Origin of the sequence: Brevibacterium luteolum (assembly GCF_013004595.1) — a bacterium.
Taxonomy (GTDB): Bacteria; Actinomycetota; Actinomycetes; order Actinomycetales; family Brevibacteriaceae; genus Brevibacterium; species Brevibacterium luteolum.
On record NZ_JABEMC010000008.1, the window covers coordinates 1 to 14,707 of the forward strand.

Sequence of the window (14,707 nt, forward strand, 5' to 3'; positions counted from 1 at the left end):
CCGGATCGGCCTGAGCATGGATGACAAGCTCTACGGCACGAGCCTTAAGTTCGTCGGTGTATTTCACTGGCAAGAGAGAATCTCCTTCTTCCAATCTCCCTGCCTCTATTATCCCCGGGGCGATTCAAAACCCAGGACGCTTCAAGGGTGGTCACGACCTCGTGGCGGTGCGCATCACCGCCGGTGTTAAGGATCAGCCCACATACACGGACGGTCAGGAGGGCAAGCCGCGGTTCTTCTTTGGCACTCAGACGCACTCGCGCGAGATTATCACCAGTGAGATGGCCTGGCGCTTCGCTAGCGAGATCATCGGAGGTTACGGCAAGGACGCCCAGATCACCTCTCTTCTCGACTCGACCGAGGTGTGTGTGGCGTTCCAGCACAATGCCGACAGCGTCGACGTCGTCGAGAAGGCATTCGCCGACGGTGTCGACACGACTCCTGCCGGTGATGGCAATCCGGATTCGCGATCGAAAGCATGGCAGCGCAAGAACCAGAACGCAACGGGCTTCGAAGACAAGGGCGCCCCGTGGTCGCGCAATCAACCCAGCATCGACCTCAACCGCAACTGGCCCTACCAATGGGGCGGTGCTTAAACGAGCAGCGATCCGGCGAGCATCCTCTACAAGGGATCTGCTCCGGCCTCCGAGCCCGAGGTGGCAGCGCTGAAGAAGCTGCTCGAAGGCCTGTACGGAACCTACAGCGTCGAAACGTCGACGCCGGCCCCGAAGGACCGGAACGGAACCTACATCCACCTGCACTCGTACTCGAACCTCGTTCTGTACCCGTACGGTTTCGACAACTCAGCCAAGGTCCCCAACTCGGACGCGCTGAGGGCTGGAGCCTTCCGCCAGTCCCACGGCAATGACTACGCCACCGGCGCACCGGGTGACGTTCTCTACAACGCTTCCGGCGGGGACTTCGATTGGGTCTACCGCAAGCTCGGAGTGCCGGGATATGTCTACGAGATCGGCACCGGCGAGGAAGGCGGATTCTTCCCCGGTTTCCAGCGCGCTGACAACTACTGGAAGAAGGTGGGCCCGGCCTCCGCTTCGCTGCCGAGGCCGCGTACGAGCCGTACACCACCTCGCTCGGCGGAGCCGTCTCCGAGCTCAAGACTGAACGTCAGGACGACGGTTCGATCACCGTGACCGGAACCGCAACAGACGAGGCCTACGGCAATGATGCCAATTCCTCACCGCGACGTCCGAAGGTCACCGACATCTCCGACGTGGAAGTCGCCGCGGCTGTCGACCGCAACGCGCTCGACGCGGGGGAGAAGACCGGTGCTGATGGGAAGACGGTGCCCACGCTGGCGAAGACCGTCAAGTTCGACACCAGCGTGCCGAAGGCAGGGTCCGAGAAAGCGAAGTACGTATTTGCGCGGGCCAAGAACGGCAGTGGTGAATTCGGCTCATGGCAGGCCGTCTTCGTCGACCCCGCCGGTGACGAGGGCACACCCGAGCCCGAGCCCATCGACACTGAGACCCCGGATCCGGACCCGACCGACACACAGTCGCCGAATCCTGAACCGACACCGTCAGATGACAGCAAGAACGACGGCTCAGATGACAACGACAGCGATGGCGGCCGGGATAATGACAAACCCTCGCGCGACAACGATGCACGGGGCCGCGACGATCGTTCGTCGCTGCCCCGGGCAGGCACCGGACTCTGACCGCTTGCCGCCGGAGCCGCGCTGCTTGTCGAAGGTGGACTCGGCGTCTGGTCAACTCGGCGCAGGAGCTGACCGCTCTCTGCTGAGGAGCTGAACAGCTGATAAACGGCGGGTGCGGTGTCGCAATAGGGCGACGTCGCACCCGCCGTTTCATGTCATCGATGAGTTACCCGCAGCGAAGCGCGCAGGTGGTGGCTACGAGGTTGCGCCGATGTCGGTGCGAAGATCGCCGTCGCGGACCGAACAGCTCAGCTTTGCAGCACTCACGACTGCGGCATCGATGAGATGTTGTTCGACCGAGGGCGTACCCGTGTCTGAGCCGGGCTCAGTCGCCGACGGAACGTGGACGAACCCAGTCCGCACGTCCATGCCCGTCGTCTGTGCATGCTCCGCCGCCGCATACGCGACCGCATTGCACACATATGTCCCGGCGGTGTTGGAGAGGCTCGCCGGGATGCCCTCATCCCGGAGCGCCTGGACGATCGCCTTGTTCGGCAGCGTCAGGAAGTGCGCGGCCGGACCACCTGCAACGACCGGTTCGTCGATCGGCTGTGCGCCCGAATTGTCGGGGATCGGGGCGTCCATGACGTTGATCGCCACGCGCTCGGGCGTGATCTCGGTCCGTCCTGCCGCCAGACCCAGACTGATAACCATATGCGGCTGGTGCTCGTCCATGAGCTCGCGGACGCGCGTACAGGCGGCATCGAACTCAACCGGCAGCACCTCGGTGACAGCACCGGGGCACTCGCGAGCCACCGCCTCGGCGGCGGCGATCGTCGGGTTTGTCTCATGCTCGCCGAACGGTTCGAAAGCCGTGACGAGCACACCCTCGTACGGCAATTGGTCGCGTGCCATCAGCGCCTCCGCCACGACGGCGGCAGGGGCCGGCGCACTTTGCGCCTCGGATCGGCGAACCCTCCAGCCTTCTTCACCGGCTCCTCGGCAGCGGCACCGGCAAGCTGACGCACAGCCACAAGTGCTGCCGCCACAGCAGCACGGGCCAGGCGGCGCTCCTCGTCAGCCGACAGCGTCGTGCTGCCGGCCTGCTTGTCGAAGCTGACCTCGATGCCGTCGAGATCCGTGTCGCTGGCCATGATCGGGTTCTCTGCCTGCTCGTCACTCACAGCGGGATGTTCCCGTGCTTACGAGCTGGCGGATCGATGTGCTTGTTCTTCAGCGCGCGCAGCCCGCGGATGATCCGCTCGCGGGTCTCGCTCGGCTTGATGACCGCGTCGATGTAGCCCTCCTCGGCGGCCTTGTATGGATTCAGCAGCGCATCCTCGTAGTCCTGGATGAGCTCATCGCGCAGCGCGTCGACGTCCTCGCCGGCCTCACCTGCGGCCTTGAGCTTGCGGCGGTAGACGATGTTGGCAGCCCCCTGGGCGCCCATCACGGCGATCTGGGCGCTCGGCCACGCGAGGTTGAGGTCAGCACCCAGTTGCTTGGAGCCCATGACGCAGTACGCGCCGCCGTAGGCCTTGCGGGTGATGACGGTGATGAGCGGGACGGTCGCCTCACCATAGGCGTAGATGAGCTTCGCGCCGCGGCGGATGATGCCGCCGAGCTCCTGGTCGGTGCCGGGCAGGAACCCGGGCACGTCGACGAACGTGAGGATCGGGATGTTGAAGGCATCGCAGAGACGGACGAACCGGGCGGCCTTCTCCGAGGCGTCGATGTCAAGCGTGCCAGCCAGCTGCATCGGCTGGTTGGCGATGACACCGACCGTCGTGCCCTCGACGCGTCCGAACCCGGTGCACACATTCGGGGCGAACAGCTCGGAGATCTCCAGGAACTCACCCTCATCGAGCACCCGGGTGACGACATCGAGGATGTCATACGGCTGGGAAGGCGAATCCGGCATCAGCTCATCGAGTGCCAGATCCTCATCATCAACCGTCAGATCGGCCGGGGCATCGAAGTCCTGGGCATCGTCGAGGTTGTTCTGCGGCAGGAACGACAGCAGATCGCACACGAAGTTCAGCGCATCGGTCTCATCGGCTGCCAGGTAGTGGGCGTTGCCGGACACCGAGTTGTGCGTCCGCCCTCCGCCGAGCTCCTCATGGCCGACGTCCTCACCGGTGACGGTCTTGATGACATCCGGCCCGGTGATGTACATGTGGCTGGTCCCATCGACCATGATCGTGACATCGGTCAGCGCAGGGGAGTAGACCGCACCACCGGCAGACGGGCCCATGATGAGCGAGATCTGCGGGATGACACCAGACGATGCGACGTTCCATTTGAAGATCTCAGCGAACAGCGCAATCGAGCCCACGCCCTCCTGAATGCGGGCGCCGCCGGAGTCGTTGATGCCGATGATCGGGCAGCCGAGCTTGAGCGCGAGCTTCTGCACCTTGACGATCTTGCGGCCATTCGCCTCCGCCAGCGACCCGCCGAGGACCGTGAAGTCGTGGGCGAACACCGCCACCGTGCGTCCGTCGATCGTGCCGAGACCGCAGACCACCCCATCGCCGTCGGGCCGGTTGTTCTCCATCCCGAACTGCGTGTTGTGGTGGCGGACGAACTCGTCGATCTCCTGGAACGACCCGTCATCGAGCAGCTGATCGATGCGCTCGCGGGCAGTCTGCTTGCCTCGCTTGTGCTGATTGGCAACGGCACGCTCATTTCCGGCATGCGCGGCCTGACGACGGGATTCGAACGCGGCGATGCGTTCGGCGGTGGTACGCGGCACAGTGCTTTCGGTCATGGCACTAATGTACCGCCCGCCTCCTGCGTTGTGCGAAGCCGCCAAAAGCCATACAGTGATCTGGTGCACACCGTTCCTTCCCGCCCTTCTTTTGATATCCCTGCCCTGCGATCCGCGCTCGCCCGCGCCGAGGTCACCGTCCCGCGCATCGAGTGGCCAGCCGCCTGCCCGTCGACCAATGATGCGCTCGTCGAGGCGATCGCCACCGCTCCCGAGGAGTGGCCTGACTATGCCGTCTACGGCACCGATCATCAGACCGCCGGCCACGGCCGGCTCGGCCGTACCTGGACCGTCCCGGCTGCTGCCAGCCTGACGTTCTCGACCATCATGCGGGTGCCCGTGGGGTTCGATCTGGCCGGCCTAGGCTGGCTGCCGCTCATCGCCGGCTGGGCCGTCGCCGAGGCCGTGGGAACCGCCGGTGTCAACGCGCAGGTGAAATGGCCCAATGACGTACTCGTCGACGGGAAGAAGATCTGCGGGATCCTCACCCGCGCCACCCAGCTGCCGAAGACCGACGAGGCCGAGATGGCCGTCATCCTCGGCATCGGCATCAACGTCGACATGACCGCAGACGAACTTCCGGTCGAGACTGCCACCTCGCTCACGCTGGCCGGCGGGTCGATCTCCCGGGAGGTGCTGCTGGCCGAGGTGCTGCGCCGTCTGCACCAGGCGACCCCGTTCCTGCTGGCCTCCTCAACCGCCGAGGCGTTCTCCCAGTCCGTGGCCGCCGATGAGATCCGCAACCGCATGGCGACCCTCGGCATGGATGTCCGCGCTGAGCTTCCCGGTGACACCCAGGTGCGCGGCCGCGCCGTCGGTGTCGATGCCGGCGGCAACCTCATCATCGACACCGGCACCGGCCGCGAGGTGGTCAGCGCCGGCGACGTCACCCACCTGAGGCCCAGCCGATGAGCGAAACGCCCAACGACGACGAGAACCTCGCCTCTGAGGAACTCGGCGACGAGGCGCTCGACGCTGTCGCCGCAGCTGCCCAGGAGGCCTTCGCCGCCCGCCTGGCCGGATCCCGGCCGGTACCCGAGACCGTCGACGAATCGATCGTCGACGAGCGTGAGAAGGCCGAGATCGAAGACACGATCTACCACCTGCGCTCAGCCGCCCAGAAGCTCGAGGAAAGCCTGCTCGGCGGCAAGCGCGTGCTCACCCGCAAAGAGGTCGCCCAGCTCGCCGGCGTCTCCACGGTTGCGGCCCGTAAGTTCTGGCGCGCCCTCGGTATGTCCCGCGTGCCCGAAGGCCAGACCGCCTTCACCGTTGAGGACGCCAAGGCGCTGCGCGAGATCGCCTCGGTCGTCGATGCCGGTGTGCTCGATGAGGCGACAGTGCTTTCGCTGGCCCGCGCCATCGGTCAGACGAGCGACCGGCTTGTCGTATGGCAGATGGAGACGCTCGTCGAGTATCTGTCCGATACCCGCGGGCTGGAGGAGACGCACGCCCGCCAGCAGGCGATCGAGCTGTTCGAGAGCAGTATCGAGCCGCTCGAACGGGTCCTCGTATACGCGTGGCGCCGCAATCTCGCCGGCGCACTCGGGCGCATGAACGTCAATGTCGCAGAAGGCCTGGCGATTGAGAACCGGCAGGGCTGGTACGACTCCCAGATGCCGCTGGCCCGCGCCGTCGGCTTCGTCGACCTCGTCTCCTACACCCGTCTGTCCCAGCGGCTGGAGCCCAAGCAGCTGGCTTTCCTCGTCAAGCGCTTCCAGGACATCGTCTTCAACGTCGTGGCCACCGGCAACGGCCGGGTCATCAAGACCGTCGGCGATGAGGTCTTCTTCGTCGCCGAGACCCCGCAGGCCGGTGCGGAGATCGCGCTGACGATCCGGGACCTCATCATCGACGACAAAGAGTTGCCTCAGGCCCGCCTCGGCCTCGCGTGGGGGCGCGTGCTCTCACGGCTCGGCGATGTCTTCGGCTCGACGGTCAACCTCGCCGCGCGTCTCACCGCGATCGGCGAGCCCGGAACCGTCGCAACCGACTGGGAAACCGCCCGCATCCTCGAACGCTCAGGGGAGTACGTCTTCTCCAACCGCCAGACCATCACCCTGCAGGGCCTCGGTGAGATCTCGATGTTCCAAATGGACCGCGGCACCGCCGAAAGCCTCGACCTGTCGATGGATGGGGACGAGTAGCAGCTCATCAGTGGCTGTGAAGGACGTCTGAGTCTGCGTTGATCCTCCGAACGGGGCGACGCTTGATTCGCTCCCATGTCTTTCTGCTGGCGTTCTGGAAGCGGACCCGAAAGGTTTCAGTCGCGCCGAGATTGCCGTCGGGGAACTGAATGACCACCTGAAGTTCTGCAGGTGGCGTGATGGCGGGACAGGAGTCGGGTGCAGAAGCTAGCCCACCGCAGAGCTAAGGCGTGCTCGTCGCACGGGTGCTACACTTGAGTCATGAGTGTTGCCCAGCCCGAATCCGAAAGCCTGTCTCAGCGCGAACTGCGAAATGAGTCAAGTCGTGTCCTGCGCGAAGTGAGCGAAGGTCACTCCTTCGTGCTGACAAATCGCGGAGTCCCGGTCGGTCGCGTCATCCCTTTGGATGCGCCTGCGCCCGGACTTGAGATCACCCGTCCTGCCAAGCGCATCGGCGGCTGGTCGGACCTCAGTATCAAGCGCAGGCGCAGCGAACGATCTGTGCAGAAGCTCATCGATGAGCAGCGTGAGGATCGGGTGTGAATGCCAGAGTCGTCTACGTTGATACCTCCGCGCTGGCAGCACTCCTGAAGCCTGAGCCGCAAAGCGAATCTTTGGAGCGCTGGCTCGACGACACTTCGGCGACGCTGGTCTCCAGCATCCTGCTTGAGACTGAGCTCCGTCGCGTCGCCGTCCGCGACGGGCTGAGCCAAACTGATGTGACAGCGCTGCTCGACGGAGTGGCTCTCGCTTCGCTCGACCGGGCAGTCTTTCGCAACGCTGGGTTCCTGCCGATGGAGATGCTGCGGACTCTTGACGCGCTGCATCTTGAGGCCGCTATTCGCCTCGATGCCGACGCCATCCTGACGTACGATCATCGTCTCGCGCAGGCGGCCGAATCCGCTGGACTGACAGTCATCGCGCCCGGCCGCTGAGCCGCTCAGAACAGCGCGCCGCCCGCATCGTCCTCGTCACTGGAGACGATCACGACAGGGGAATCGTCCTCATCACGAGCCTGAGCGATCTCCTCCTTGCGGCGCGCCAGCTCGGCGGCACTGAGCCCACCCGCTGCGCCAGCATCCGCGGCGCTGCCAGCTCCCGCCTCGGGAACGGGCACCGCACCAGCTTCTGCACCGTAGTCATGCGCCACGGTGCCGATCGCATCGACCTTCGACTCCAGCGGTTGACCGGAGCCATCCCGCCTACCCAGCTCTGTGGGCAGCTTGCGGGCACCGCCGCCGGTGGCTGCGCCCTGCGGTTCGGGCCCGGCGAAGGCGGTGACGAGCTCGGTCTCGCCCTTGAGGAAGCGATGCGCACGCACGCCGGCGGTCGCGCGTCCCTTGGTGGGGAACTCGGCGAGATCGGTGACCTTGACGCTCAGCGCGGTCTCACCGTAGAAGTTCTCACCCGTCGCGATTGTCACAACGCGGTTCTCCGCCGCGGGATCGACAAGGCTGAAGGCGATGACCGAGGCATCGGCGGCGACCTTCATGCCGGTGACACCTCCGGCGTTCCAGCCCTGGGCGCGCAGCAGATCGGTGCCGAAGGTCAGCAGCTGGGCGTTCGAGGTGATGAGCACCGCGCGGGCGGCGTCGATGTCGGGCAGCTGGCCGGCACCGATCACCGTGTCACCGGACTTGAGGTTGATGACATCCCAGGCATCCTTGCCCTTGGCAGGCTCCGCACCGGCAACGCGCTTGATGACCCCGCGGGCGGTGGCGAGGACGAAGTCCTTGGTGATGTCGACGAGCCCGAGCACCTTCTCCCCGGAGTCGAGGGTGACGAACTCACCGACCTTCACACCTCCGGCCAGGCCCGGCCGGGTGGCCTGCGGCGGCAGGGCCGGCAGGGCAACAACGTCGACGGTCAGCAGACGGCCCTTCGAGGTGATCGCACCGATGATCCCGCGGGTAGTCGAGGCGACCTGAGAGACCAGCGCGTCATGAGCTAAGCGCTTGCCGCCGGTCGGCAGAGCCGAACGGTCAGAGGTGCGGGCGATCCGACCCGAGGTTGAGAGCAGCACCCACGTCGGTGAGTCGGCGACCTGCAGCTCCGGTGAGCCCTTCTTGCGGCCGCGGGCAGTGATCTGCTTGTGCGAGCCTTCGACGAGCACGGTGCGGCGCGGGGAGTCGATCTGCTCGGCGACGGCGCCGAGCTCCTCAGAGACGACCTGGCGCAGCTTCGCCTCATCGTCGAGGATCGACTGCAGGTAGTCGATGCGCTTCTTCAGCTCATCCTGCTCCGCCTCAAGTTCGAGCCGGGAGAACTTCGTCAGCCGGCGCAGCTGCAGGTCGAGGATATAGGTCGCCTGCACCTCGGAGAGGTCGAAGACGCTCATCAGCCGGGTGCGGGCGATCTGCGCATCATCTGAGGATCGGATGAGTTCGATGACCTCGTCGATGTCGAGGATCGCGGTCAGCAGGCCCTCGACGAGGTGGAGGCGGTCCTTGGCCTTGCCGAGCTGGAAGACTGTGCGCCGGCGAGTGACGGCGATGCGGTGGTCGACGTAGACCTCCAGCAGCGCCTTGAGCCCAAGCGTGCGCGGCTGCCCGTCGACGAGGCAGACGTTGTTGATGCCGAAGGAGTCCTCCAGCGGGGTGAGCCGGTAGAGCTCTTCGAGCACCGCATCGGGGTTGAAACCGTTCTTGATGCCGATGACCAGCCGCAGGCCGTGCTTGCGGTCGGAGAAGTCGTCGATCGAGGCGATGCCGGCGAGCTTCTTGCTCCCGACGACGTCCTTGACCTTCTCGATGACCTTCTCCGGGCCGACGAGGTAGGGCAGCTCGGTGACGATGATGCCCTTGCGGCGGGCAGTGATGTTCTCGATCTTCACCGTCGCCCGGGTGCGGAAGGACCCGCGGCCGGTCTCGTAGGCCTCACGCACACCGGACAGCCCGATGATCCGGCCGCCGGAGGGGAGGTCGGGGCCAGGGACGTACTTCATGAGCTCCGAGAGCTCCGCTTCGGGGTTGTCGATGAGGTGCTGGGCTGCGGCGATGACCTCGCCGGGGTTGTGCGGGGCCATGTTCGTGGCCATGCCGACCGCGATTCCCGAGGCGCCGTTGACGAGCAGGTTCGGAAACGCACTCGGTAGGACTTCGGGCTGGGTGGTCGAGGAGTCGTAGTTGGGCACGAAGTCGACGACGTCCTCATCGAGGCCGGCGATCATCGTCAGCGCTGCGTCGGTCAGGCGGGCTTCGGTGTAGCGCGGGGCGGCCGGGCCGTCGTCAAGCGAGCCGAAGTTGCCGTGGCCGTCGACGAGCGGGGTGCGCATGACGAAGTCCTGGCTCAGCCGCACGAGGGCATCGTAGATGGCGACATCGGAGTGCGGGTGCAGTTTGCCCATGACGTCGCCGACGATGCGGGAGCTCTTGACGTGCGGACGGTCAGGGCGCAGGCCCATCTCGCCCATCTGGTAGATGATGCGCCGCTGCACGGGCTTGAGACCGTCGCGGGCATCTGGCAGTGCCCGGGAGTAGATCACCGAGTAGGCGTACTCGAGGAACGAGGTCTCCATCTCCTCGGAGACGTCGATATCGACGACCTGGCCAGCGACCGGCTCTGTCATGGAACTCCTTCGACGGGCGAAACGACAGGCCTATGCTACCGGCAAACCGACGCGAAGCCCGGGATTTCGCCGGGTGCGGAGGTTCTCACCCCATGCTCATGCGCCGGCGCAGCGAATCCATCCGGTCGGCTTCAGCGGCGAGTTCGACTTTGACGGAGAGCAGGTACGCATCGCCTTCGGTCACCGAGATCGGCCGCAGCTCGATCTCACGCACAGCCGGGAACTCCTCGACGAGTGCTGAGAGCCTGAGGATGACCTCCTCGGCCGGTGCCATGTTCATCACCGGCAGGCCCTTGTAGCCGAACAGCCGTGGTGAGGACTTCAGCGAACGGACCATCTCCCTGGCGTCGACATCGGTCAGCGGTGCGACCCGATGGGCGACGTCATCGAGCAGCTCAGTCGTATCCCCGGCCAGGGAGAAGGACACCATCGGCCCGAGCAGCGGATCCTCACCGGCGGAGATGACACACGCGGTGCCGGGCGGGGCCATCGGCTGCACATCGATGCCGTGGTCCTCGTCCTCGTTAAGCAGCGAATCGATGACCTCGGCGATGCCCTCCCAGTCCTCGGCGAGCTCTTCCGGGGTGTCGATGTTCAGCCGCACCCCGCCGAGCTCCATCCGGTGCCGCAGCCGTTTGTGCACGGCTTTGAGCGCGACCGGGTAGCCGAGCTTCTCAGCGGCGGCGATGCCCTCCTCGACGGAGTACGAGGTGATGTAGGGCAGGCATTCGACGCCGTAGTGGGCGAGCAGCTGCCGGGAGTCGTCCCGGCTGAGGATGACCCGTTCACCGGCGTCGACGCCGTCGAGGTTGCGTTCGATGATCTTGCGGGCTGCGCGCACATCGAGGTCGTCGAACTCCGGGTAGACGCCGTGGTCGGCCTTCTTCCACATCGCATAGTCGGTCGCCCGAGCCAGCGCCCACACAGCATCTTCGGGGCCGATGTAGCTGGGCACCGTGTGCGCGGTCGTGGTGCCCTCACCGTCGTCGATGCGGGCGGTGAGCTCGTCCTGCACACCGGTGATGCCGAGGAAGCAGGCGACGGTCGTCTTGCCCGAGGCCGCGGCCGTCTCCGCCAGCACGGTGGCGATCTCCCGCTCATCAGCACCGGCCGAGGGGGTGAAGGTGACGACGACGGTGTCGATCGAGCTGTCGGCGTACATGTCCTCCAACTGTCGGCCGAACTCCTCGACGCTGACCTCCGGGTGCATCGACACAGCAGGCGATTCCACCCGCAGCCCTTCGGAGCGGGCGCGCTGGATGATCAGCGTCGAGAGAGCCGCGGAATTGCCGATCACTCCGACCCGCCGGCCGCGCGGTGCCGGCTGGGTCGCGAAGACCTGGGCTGCGTCGAAGAGCTGGTGGATCGTATCGGCGCGGATCACCCCGGCCTGCCCGAGCACCTGGTCGAGTGCCTTGCCCGACAGACTCGACAGACGCACCTGGTGCCCGGGCGGCAGCTCCCGGCCGGTGAGATCGGATTTGATGACGATGACCGGTTTGACCCGGGAGACCCGGCGGGCGATGCGGGAGAACTTGCGCGGATTGCCGATCGACTCCAGATACAGGCCCACCGCCTGCGTCGCCGGGTCCTCCTCCCAGTACTGCAGCATGTCATTGCCCGACAGATCCGCCCGGTTGCCGGCAGACACGAACGTCGAGATCCCCAGCCCGCGGGTCTTCGCCGCAGCCAGGAGCGCGGTGCCGAGCGCCCCGGACTGGCTGAACAGGCCCAAGGTTCCCGCCTCGGGCAGGAACGGGGCGAGCGAGGCGTTGAGCGAGACCTCGGGCGAGGTGTTGGCCACGCCGAACGAGTTCGGGCCCACCACCCGCATGCCGTGGGAGCGGGCGGTGGTGACCATCTGCCGCTGCAGCTCCAGGCCGTGCTCGCCGGTCTCAGCGAAACCAGACGAGATGACGACGCAGGCCTTCACGCCGTGGGCGGCGCAGTCGCGGACCACCTGGGCACACGATTCGGCAGGCACGGCGATGATCGCCAGGTCGGCCGGGTCGTCGAGCTCATCGAGCGAGCGCACCGCGGGCACACCGGCGACCGCATCGGCTTCGGGGTGGACGACGGAGAGCGTGCCGGTGAAGTCGGCGCCGACGAGGTTGCGCAGCAGCAGGTTGCCGGTCGAGTTGTGGGTGCGGCTGGCGCCGATGACGACGACTGAGGTCGGGTGCAGGACCTGGCGCACCGAGATCGCCTCTGCGCGGTGCTCGCGGGCCTCCTGGACCTGCATCGACTTCTCGGTCGGGTCGATGTCGAAGCGCACGGCGACGACCCCGTCGTCGAACTCGCGGGAGACCTCGTAGCCGGCGGCGGCGAAGACCTGCAGCATCTGCCGGTTCTGGGGCAGCACCTCGGCGGTGAAGACGCTGATCCCGCACTCCCGCGCAGCAGCGGCGAGGTGCTCTAAGAAGATCGAGCCGATGCCGCGGCCGTGGTGGGCGTCAGCGATGTTGAACGCGACCTCCGCCGAGGTGTCGTCGAGCCGGTCGTAGCGGGCGGTGCCGATGATCTCCTCGCCGATCGTCATGACGAAGGCGACCCGGTCGTGATAGTCGACGTTGACGAACCGGTCGAGGTCCTTGGCCGGGATCACCGGCAGGGGAGCGAAGAAGCGCAGATAGATGGACTCCGGGGACTGCTTGGAGTGCATCTCCTGCACACCGGCGGCATCCTCCGGCACAATCGGGCGCAGATGAGCCGTGGCTCCATCGCGCAGGACGACATCGGCTTCCCAATACGCTGGATATGCTCCCATGACGCCAGCATAGTGACTCGGCTGCACCCGGTGGTAGTGGCCGGTGGGGTGCAGGCCGGGCTGTGGGGCACAATGGGGGCATGCCCACGATCCCGCAATCACTTGCCCACGACCTGCAGTCAGCCGGGTACTATCCGCAGCTGGCCGCTGAGATGCTGAGCGAATCGCTGTTCGGTGAGCCGGTCGTCTCACACCTGGTGCACATGGAGACCCACGTCGATCTCGACGCGATCCACCGCCACCTCACCGCCTTCGTCCTCACTCCGACCCGGCTGCTGCTCACCCACATCGACGACGAACCGCAGACCGAGCTTGGCAAGATGCCCCGAGGGCTCACCACCACCGAGGACATCGCGCTCGCCCGCGTGAGCAACGCCCTCATCTCCCGCACCTACGACAATCCAGCCGACTTCGAACCCGGTGAACGCCCCGTCGAGGTCGCCCTCACCTTGGGCTGGGGATCGATGCGCCGCATCGACACGGTGCCCGAATCCTGCGGCGACCCCGACTGCGACGGCGACCACGGCTACTCCGGCTCCAGCTATCCCGAGGACGTCACCCTGCGGGTCTCCGCCCAGGCCGAAGGGCAGGCCGCTGTCGACCAGGCGCTCGACTTCGCCCTCAACCTGCGCCGTCTGGTCTTCGAGGCCCGCCGCAGCGCTGGTCTGCCCGGCGGGCTGTGAGCATGCAGACGCGCCAAGCCCCTGACTACCGGAACTCCCCGCTGCTCTCCGATGTCATCCCGGCTGCCGCGATCAGCCTCGGGGCCCGGGAGATCCTCGACGACGGAGCTGCTGAGCGGGCGCTGAAGCTCGGCTTCGATGCCGAACCGCGGGTGGTCGTCGTCGCGCTCATCGACGGACTCGGCGCCGAGCTGCTGCGCGCCCGTGCTGCGCACGCCCCGTTCCTGCGCGGGCTGCTGCCGGACATGCTCGCCATGAGCGCAGGCTTCCCGTCGACGACGGCGAACTCGCTGTCCTCCCTGGGCACCGGGATGCTGCCCGGCGCCCACGGGGTGGTCGGCTACCAGCTGCTCGACCCGGAGCGCGAGATCGTGTTCAACCAGCTGACCTGGGACCCCGAGGTCGATCCCGAGGTGTGGGTGCCGGATGCGACGATGTTCGAACGCCTCGTCAGCACCGGGGTCGACGTCGTCAGTCTGGGAGAGCCGAAGTTCGCCGGCCGCGGGCTCAACCAGGCATCCCTGCGCGGCGGCCGGTTCCGCGGCTCACGCACGATGAGCCAGCGCGTCGATCACGCCCTCGAAGAGATCCGCCGGCCCGGCAGGCGCCTCGTCTACTTCTACTGGGGCAACCTGGACAAGACCGGCCACGTCCACGGCGTCGACTCATGGCATTGGCTCGAAGAACTCGAAGAGGTCGACGGGCACCTGTCGCGACTGGCCAACGGCCTGCCGCATGACGCCCAACTGGCCATCACCGCCGACCACGGCATGGTCGACATCCCGCATGAGGGCCGCCTCGACCTCGCCGACCATCCGCACCTGCGCGAGGGGCTGCGTGCTGTGGGCGGCGAACCGCGTGCGGTGCACCTCTACGTGCGGCCCGGCGCCTGCGAAACCGTCCACACCGCCTTCGCGGAGGCTCTCGGTAACCGGGCGCTGGTGATGACCCGTGAGCAGGCGATCGCCCGTGGCTTCTTCGGACCCGTGCGCCCGCAGAACCTCCAGCGCATCGGCGATGTCATCGTCGTCTGCGAGGCCGGCACCGGCATCGTCGATTCGGAGCACGACTCACCCTCGGCGCTCGCCCTCATCGGTCACCACGGCGGCATCACCAGCCAGGAGCTGGCGATCCCGCTCTTACGCACGTAAGCCGGCCAC

12 protein-coding genes and 1 pseudogene are annotated in these 14,707 nt (G+C 66.4%); 8 read left to right on the forward strand and 5 right to left on the reverse strand.

Annotation, left to right across the window (positions count from 1 at the left end; genetic code table 11):
* Positions 1–161 precede the first annotated feature (161 nt).
* Positions 162–1,151 (forward strand): annotated as a pseudogene (locus HLA91_RS13920) (M14 family zinc carboxypeptidase).
* The gene (locus tag HLA91_RS11125) at positions 1,148–1,678 is read left to right on the forward strand and encodes a hypothetical protein (RefSeq protein WP_170274726.1); all 531 of its coding nucleotides are present in this window, start codon (positions 1,148–1,150) and stop codon (positions 1,676–1,678) included. Before HLA91_RS13920 ends, HLA91_RS11125 begins: the two are co-directional and overlap by 4 nt.
* Positions 1,679–1,873: 195 nt before the next feature.
* Here HLA91_RS11125 and pcp read toward each other — a convergent pair whose 3' ends face one another.
* From pcp to HLA91_RS11140, 3 genes are read right to left on the reverse strand one after another with little or no spacing between them, the layout of a single operon-like run.
* Positions 1,874–2,533 (reverse strand): pyroglutamyl-peptidase I, encoded by a 660-nt coding sequence (gene pcp, locus HLA91_RS11130; RefSeq protein WP_170274727.1) that lies wholly within the window; start codon positions 2,531–2,533, stop codon positions 1,874–1,876.
* A complete protein-coding gene (locus HLA91_RS11135; protein ID WP_170274728.1) occupies positions 2,533–2,802 on the reverse strand; it encodes a hypothetical protein in 270 nt (89 codons plus the stop codon). Before HLA91_RS11135 ends, pcp begins: the two co-directional genes overlap by 1 nt.
* A complete protein-coding gene (locus tag HLA91_RS11140) occupies positions 2,799–4,385 on the reverse strand; it encodes an acyl-CoA carboxylase subunit beta (RefSeq protein WP_170274729.1) in 1,587 nt (528 codons plus the stop codon). Before HLA91_RS11140 ends, HLA91_RS11135 begins: the two co-directional genes overlap by 4 nt.
* Before the next feature lie 63 nt (positions 4,386–4,448).
* Here HLA91_RS11140 and HLA91_RS11145 point away from each other — a divergent pair, with 63 nt between their 5' ends.
* From HLA91_RS11145 to HLA91_RS11160, 4 genes are all read left to right on the forward strand, one after another.
* Positions 4,449–5,297: a biotin--[acetyl-CoA-carboxylase] ligase gene (locus HLA91_RS11145; protein ID WP_170274730.1), complete on the forward strand. Its 849-nt coding sequence runs from the start codon at positions 4,449–4,451 to the stop codon at positions 5,295–5,297.
* A complete protein-coding gene (locus HLA91_RS11150) occupies positions 5,294–6,529 on the forward strand; it encodes an adenylate/guanylate cyclase domain-containing protein (RefSeq protein ID WP_170274731.1) in 1,236 nt (411 codons plus the stop codon). The genes HLA91_RS11145 and HLA91_RS11150 overlap by 4 nt, the downstream gene beginning before the upstream one ends.
* Positions 6,530–6,790: 261 nt before the next feature.
* Positions 6,791–7,072: a type II toxin-antitoxin system Phd/YefM family antitoxin gene (locus HLA91_RS11155; RefSeq protein WP_170274732.1), complete on the forward strand. Its 282-nt coding sequence runs from the start codon at positions 6,791–6,793 to the stop codon at positions 7,070–7,072.
* Positions 7,069–7,464, forward strand: coding sequence for a PIN domain-containing protein (locus HLA91_RS11160; protein ID WP_170274733.1), 396 nt, complete (start codon positions 7,069–7,071; stop codon positions 7,462–7,464). The genes HLA91_RS11155 and HLA91_RS11160 overlap by 4 nt, the downstream gene beginning before the upstream one ends.
* A 5-nt stretch (positions 7,465–7,469) precedes the next feature.
* Here HLA91_RS11160 and HLA91_RS11165 read toward each other — a convergent pair whose 3' ends face one another.
* Positions 7,470–10,097: a DNA gyrase/topoisomerase IV subunit A gene (locus tag HLA91_RS11165; RefSeq protein WP_170274734.1), complete on the reverse strand. Its 2,628-nt coding sequence runs from the start codon at positions 10,095–10,097 to the stop codon at positions 7,470–7,472.
* 85 nt (positions 10,098–10,182) lie between these two features.
* Positions 10,183–12,864, reverse strand: a complete 2,682-nt coding sequence (locus HLA91_RS11170; protein WP_170274735.1) for a bifunctional acetate--CoA ligase family protein/GNAT family N-acetyltransferase — start codon at positions 12,862–12,864, stop codon at positions 10,183–10,185.
* 80 nt (positions 12,865–12,944) lie between these two features.
* On the opposite strand from HLA91_RS11170, the gene HLA91_RS11175 reads away from it, so the two are divergent.
* Entirely contained in the window at positions 12,945–13,547 is a 603-nt protein-coding gene (locus HLA91_RS11175) for a DUF5998 family protein (RefSeq protein WP_102162839.1), read from the forward strand.
* Between the two features lie 2 nt (positions 13,548–13,549).
* On the forward strand, positions 13,550–14,698 hold the full coding sequence (locus HLA91_RS11180; protein WP_170274736.1) for an alkaline phosphatase family protein: 1,149 nt from the start codon (positions 13,550–13,552) through the stop codon (positions 14,696–14,698).
* The last annotated feature ends 9 nt before the right edge of the window (positions 14,699–14,707 follow it).

What these genes read in the sequence shown, in the direction of transcription:
- HLA91_RS11180 (WP_170274736.1), top strand. Translation starts at nt 13,550, where the DNA reads ATGCAGACGCGCCAAGCCCCTGACTACCGGAACTCCCCGCTGCTCTCC.
- HLA91_RS11175 (WP_102162839.1), top strand. Translation starts at nt 12,945, where the DNA reads ATGCCCACGATCCCGCAATCACTTGCCCACGACCTGCAGTCAGCCGGG.
- HLA91_RS11165 (WP_170274734.1), bottom strand. Translation starts at nt 10,097, where the DNA reads ATGACAGAGCCGGTCGCTGGCCAGGTCGTCGATATCGACGTCTCCGAG.
- HLA91_RS11150 (WP_170274731.1), top strand. Translation starts at nt 5,294, where the DNA reads ATGAGCGAAACGCCCAACGACGACGAGAACCTCGCCTCTGAGGAACTC.
- pcp (WP_170274727.1), bottom strand. Translation starts at nt 2,533, where the DNA reads ATGGCACGCGACCAATTGCCGTACGAGGGTGTGCTCGTCACGGCTTTC.
- HLA91_RS11155 (WP_170274732.1), top strand. Translation starts at nt 6,791, where the DNA reads ATGAGTGTTGCCCAGCCCGAATCCGAAAGCCTGTCTCAGCGCGAACTG.
- HLA91_RS11170 (WP_170274735.1), bottom strand. Translation starts at nt 12,864, where the DNA reads ATGGGAGCATATCCAGCGTATTGGGAAGCCGATGTCGTCCTGCGCGAT.
- HLA91_RS11140 (WP_170274729.1), bottom strand. Translation starts at nt 4,385, where the DNA reads ATGACCGAAAGCACTGTGCCGCGTACCACCGCCGAACGCATCGCCGCG.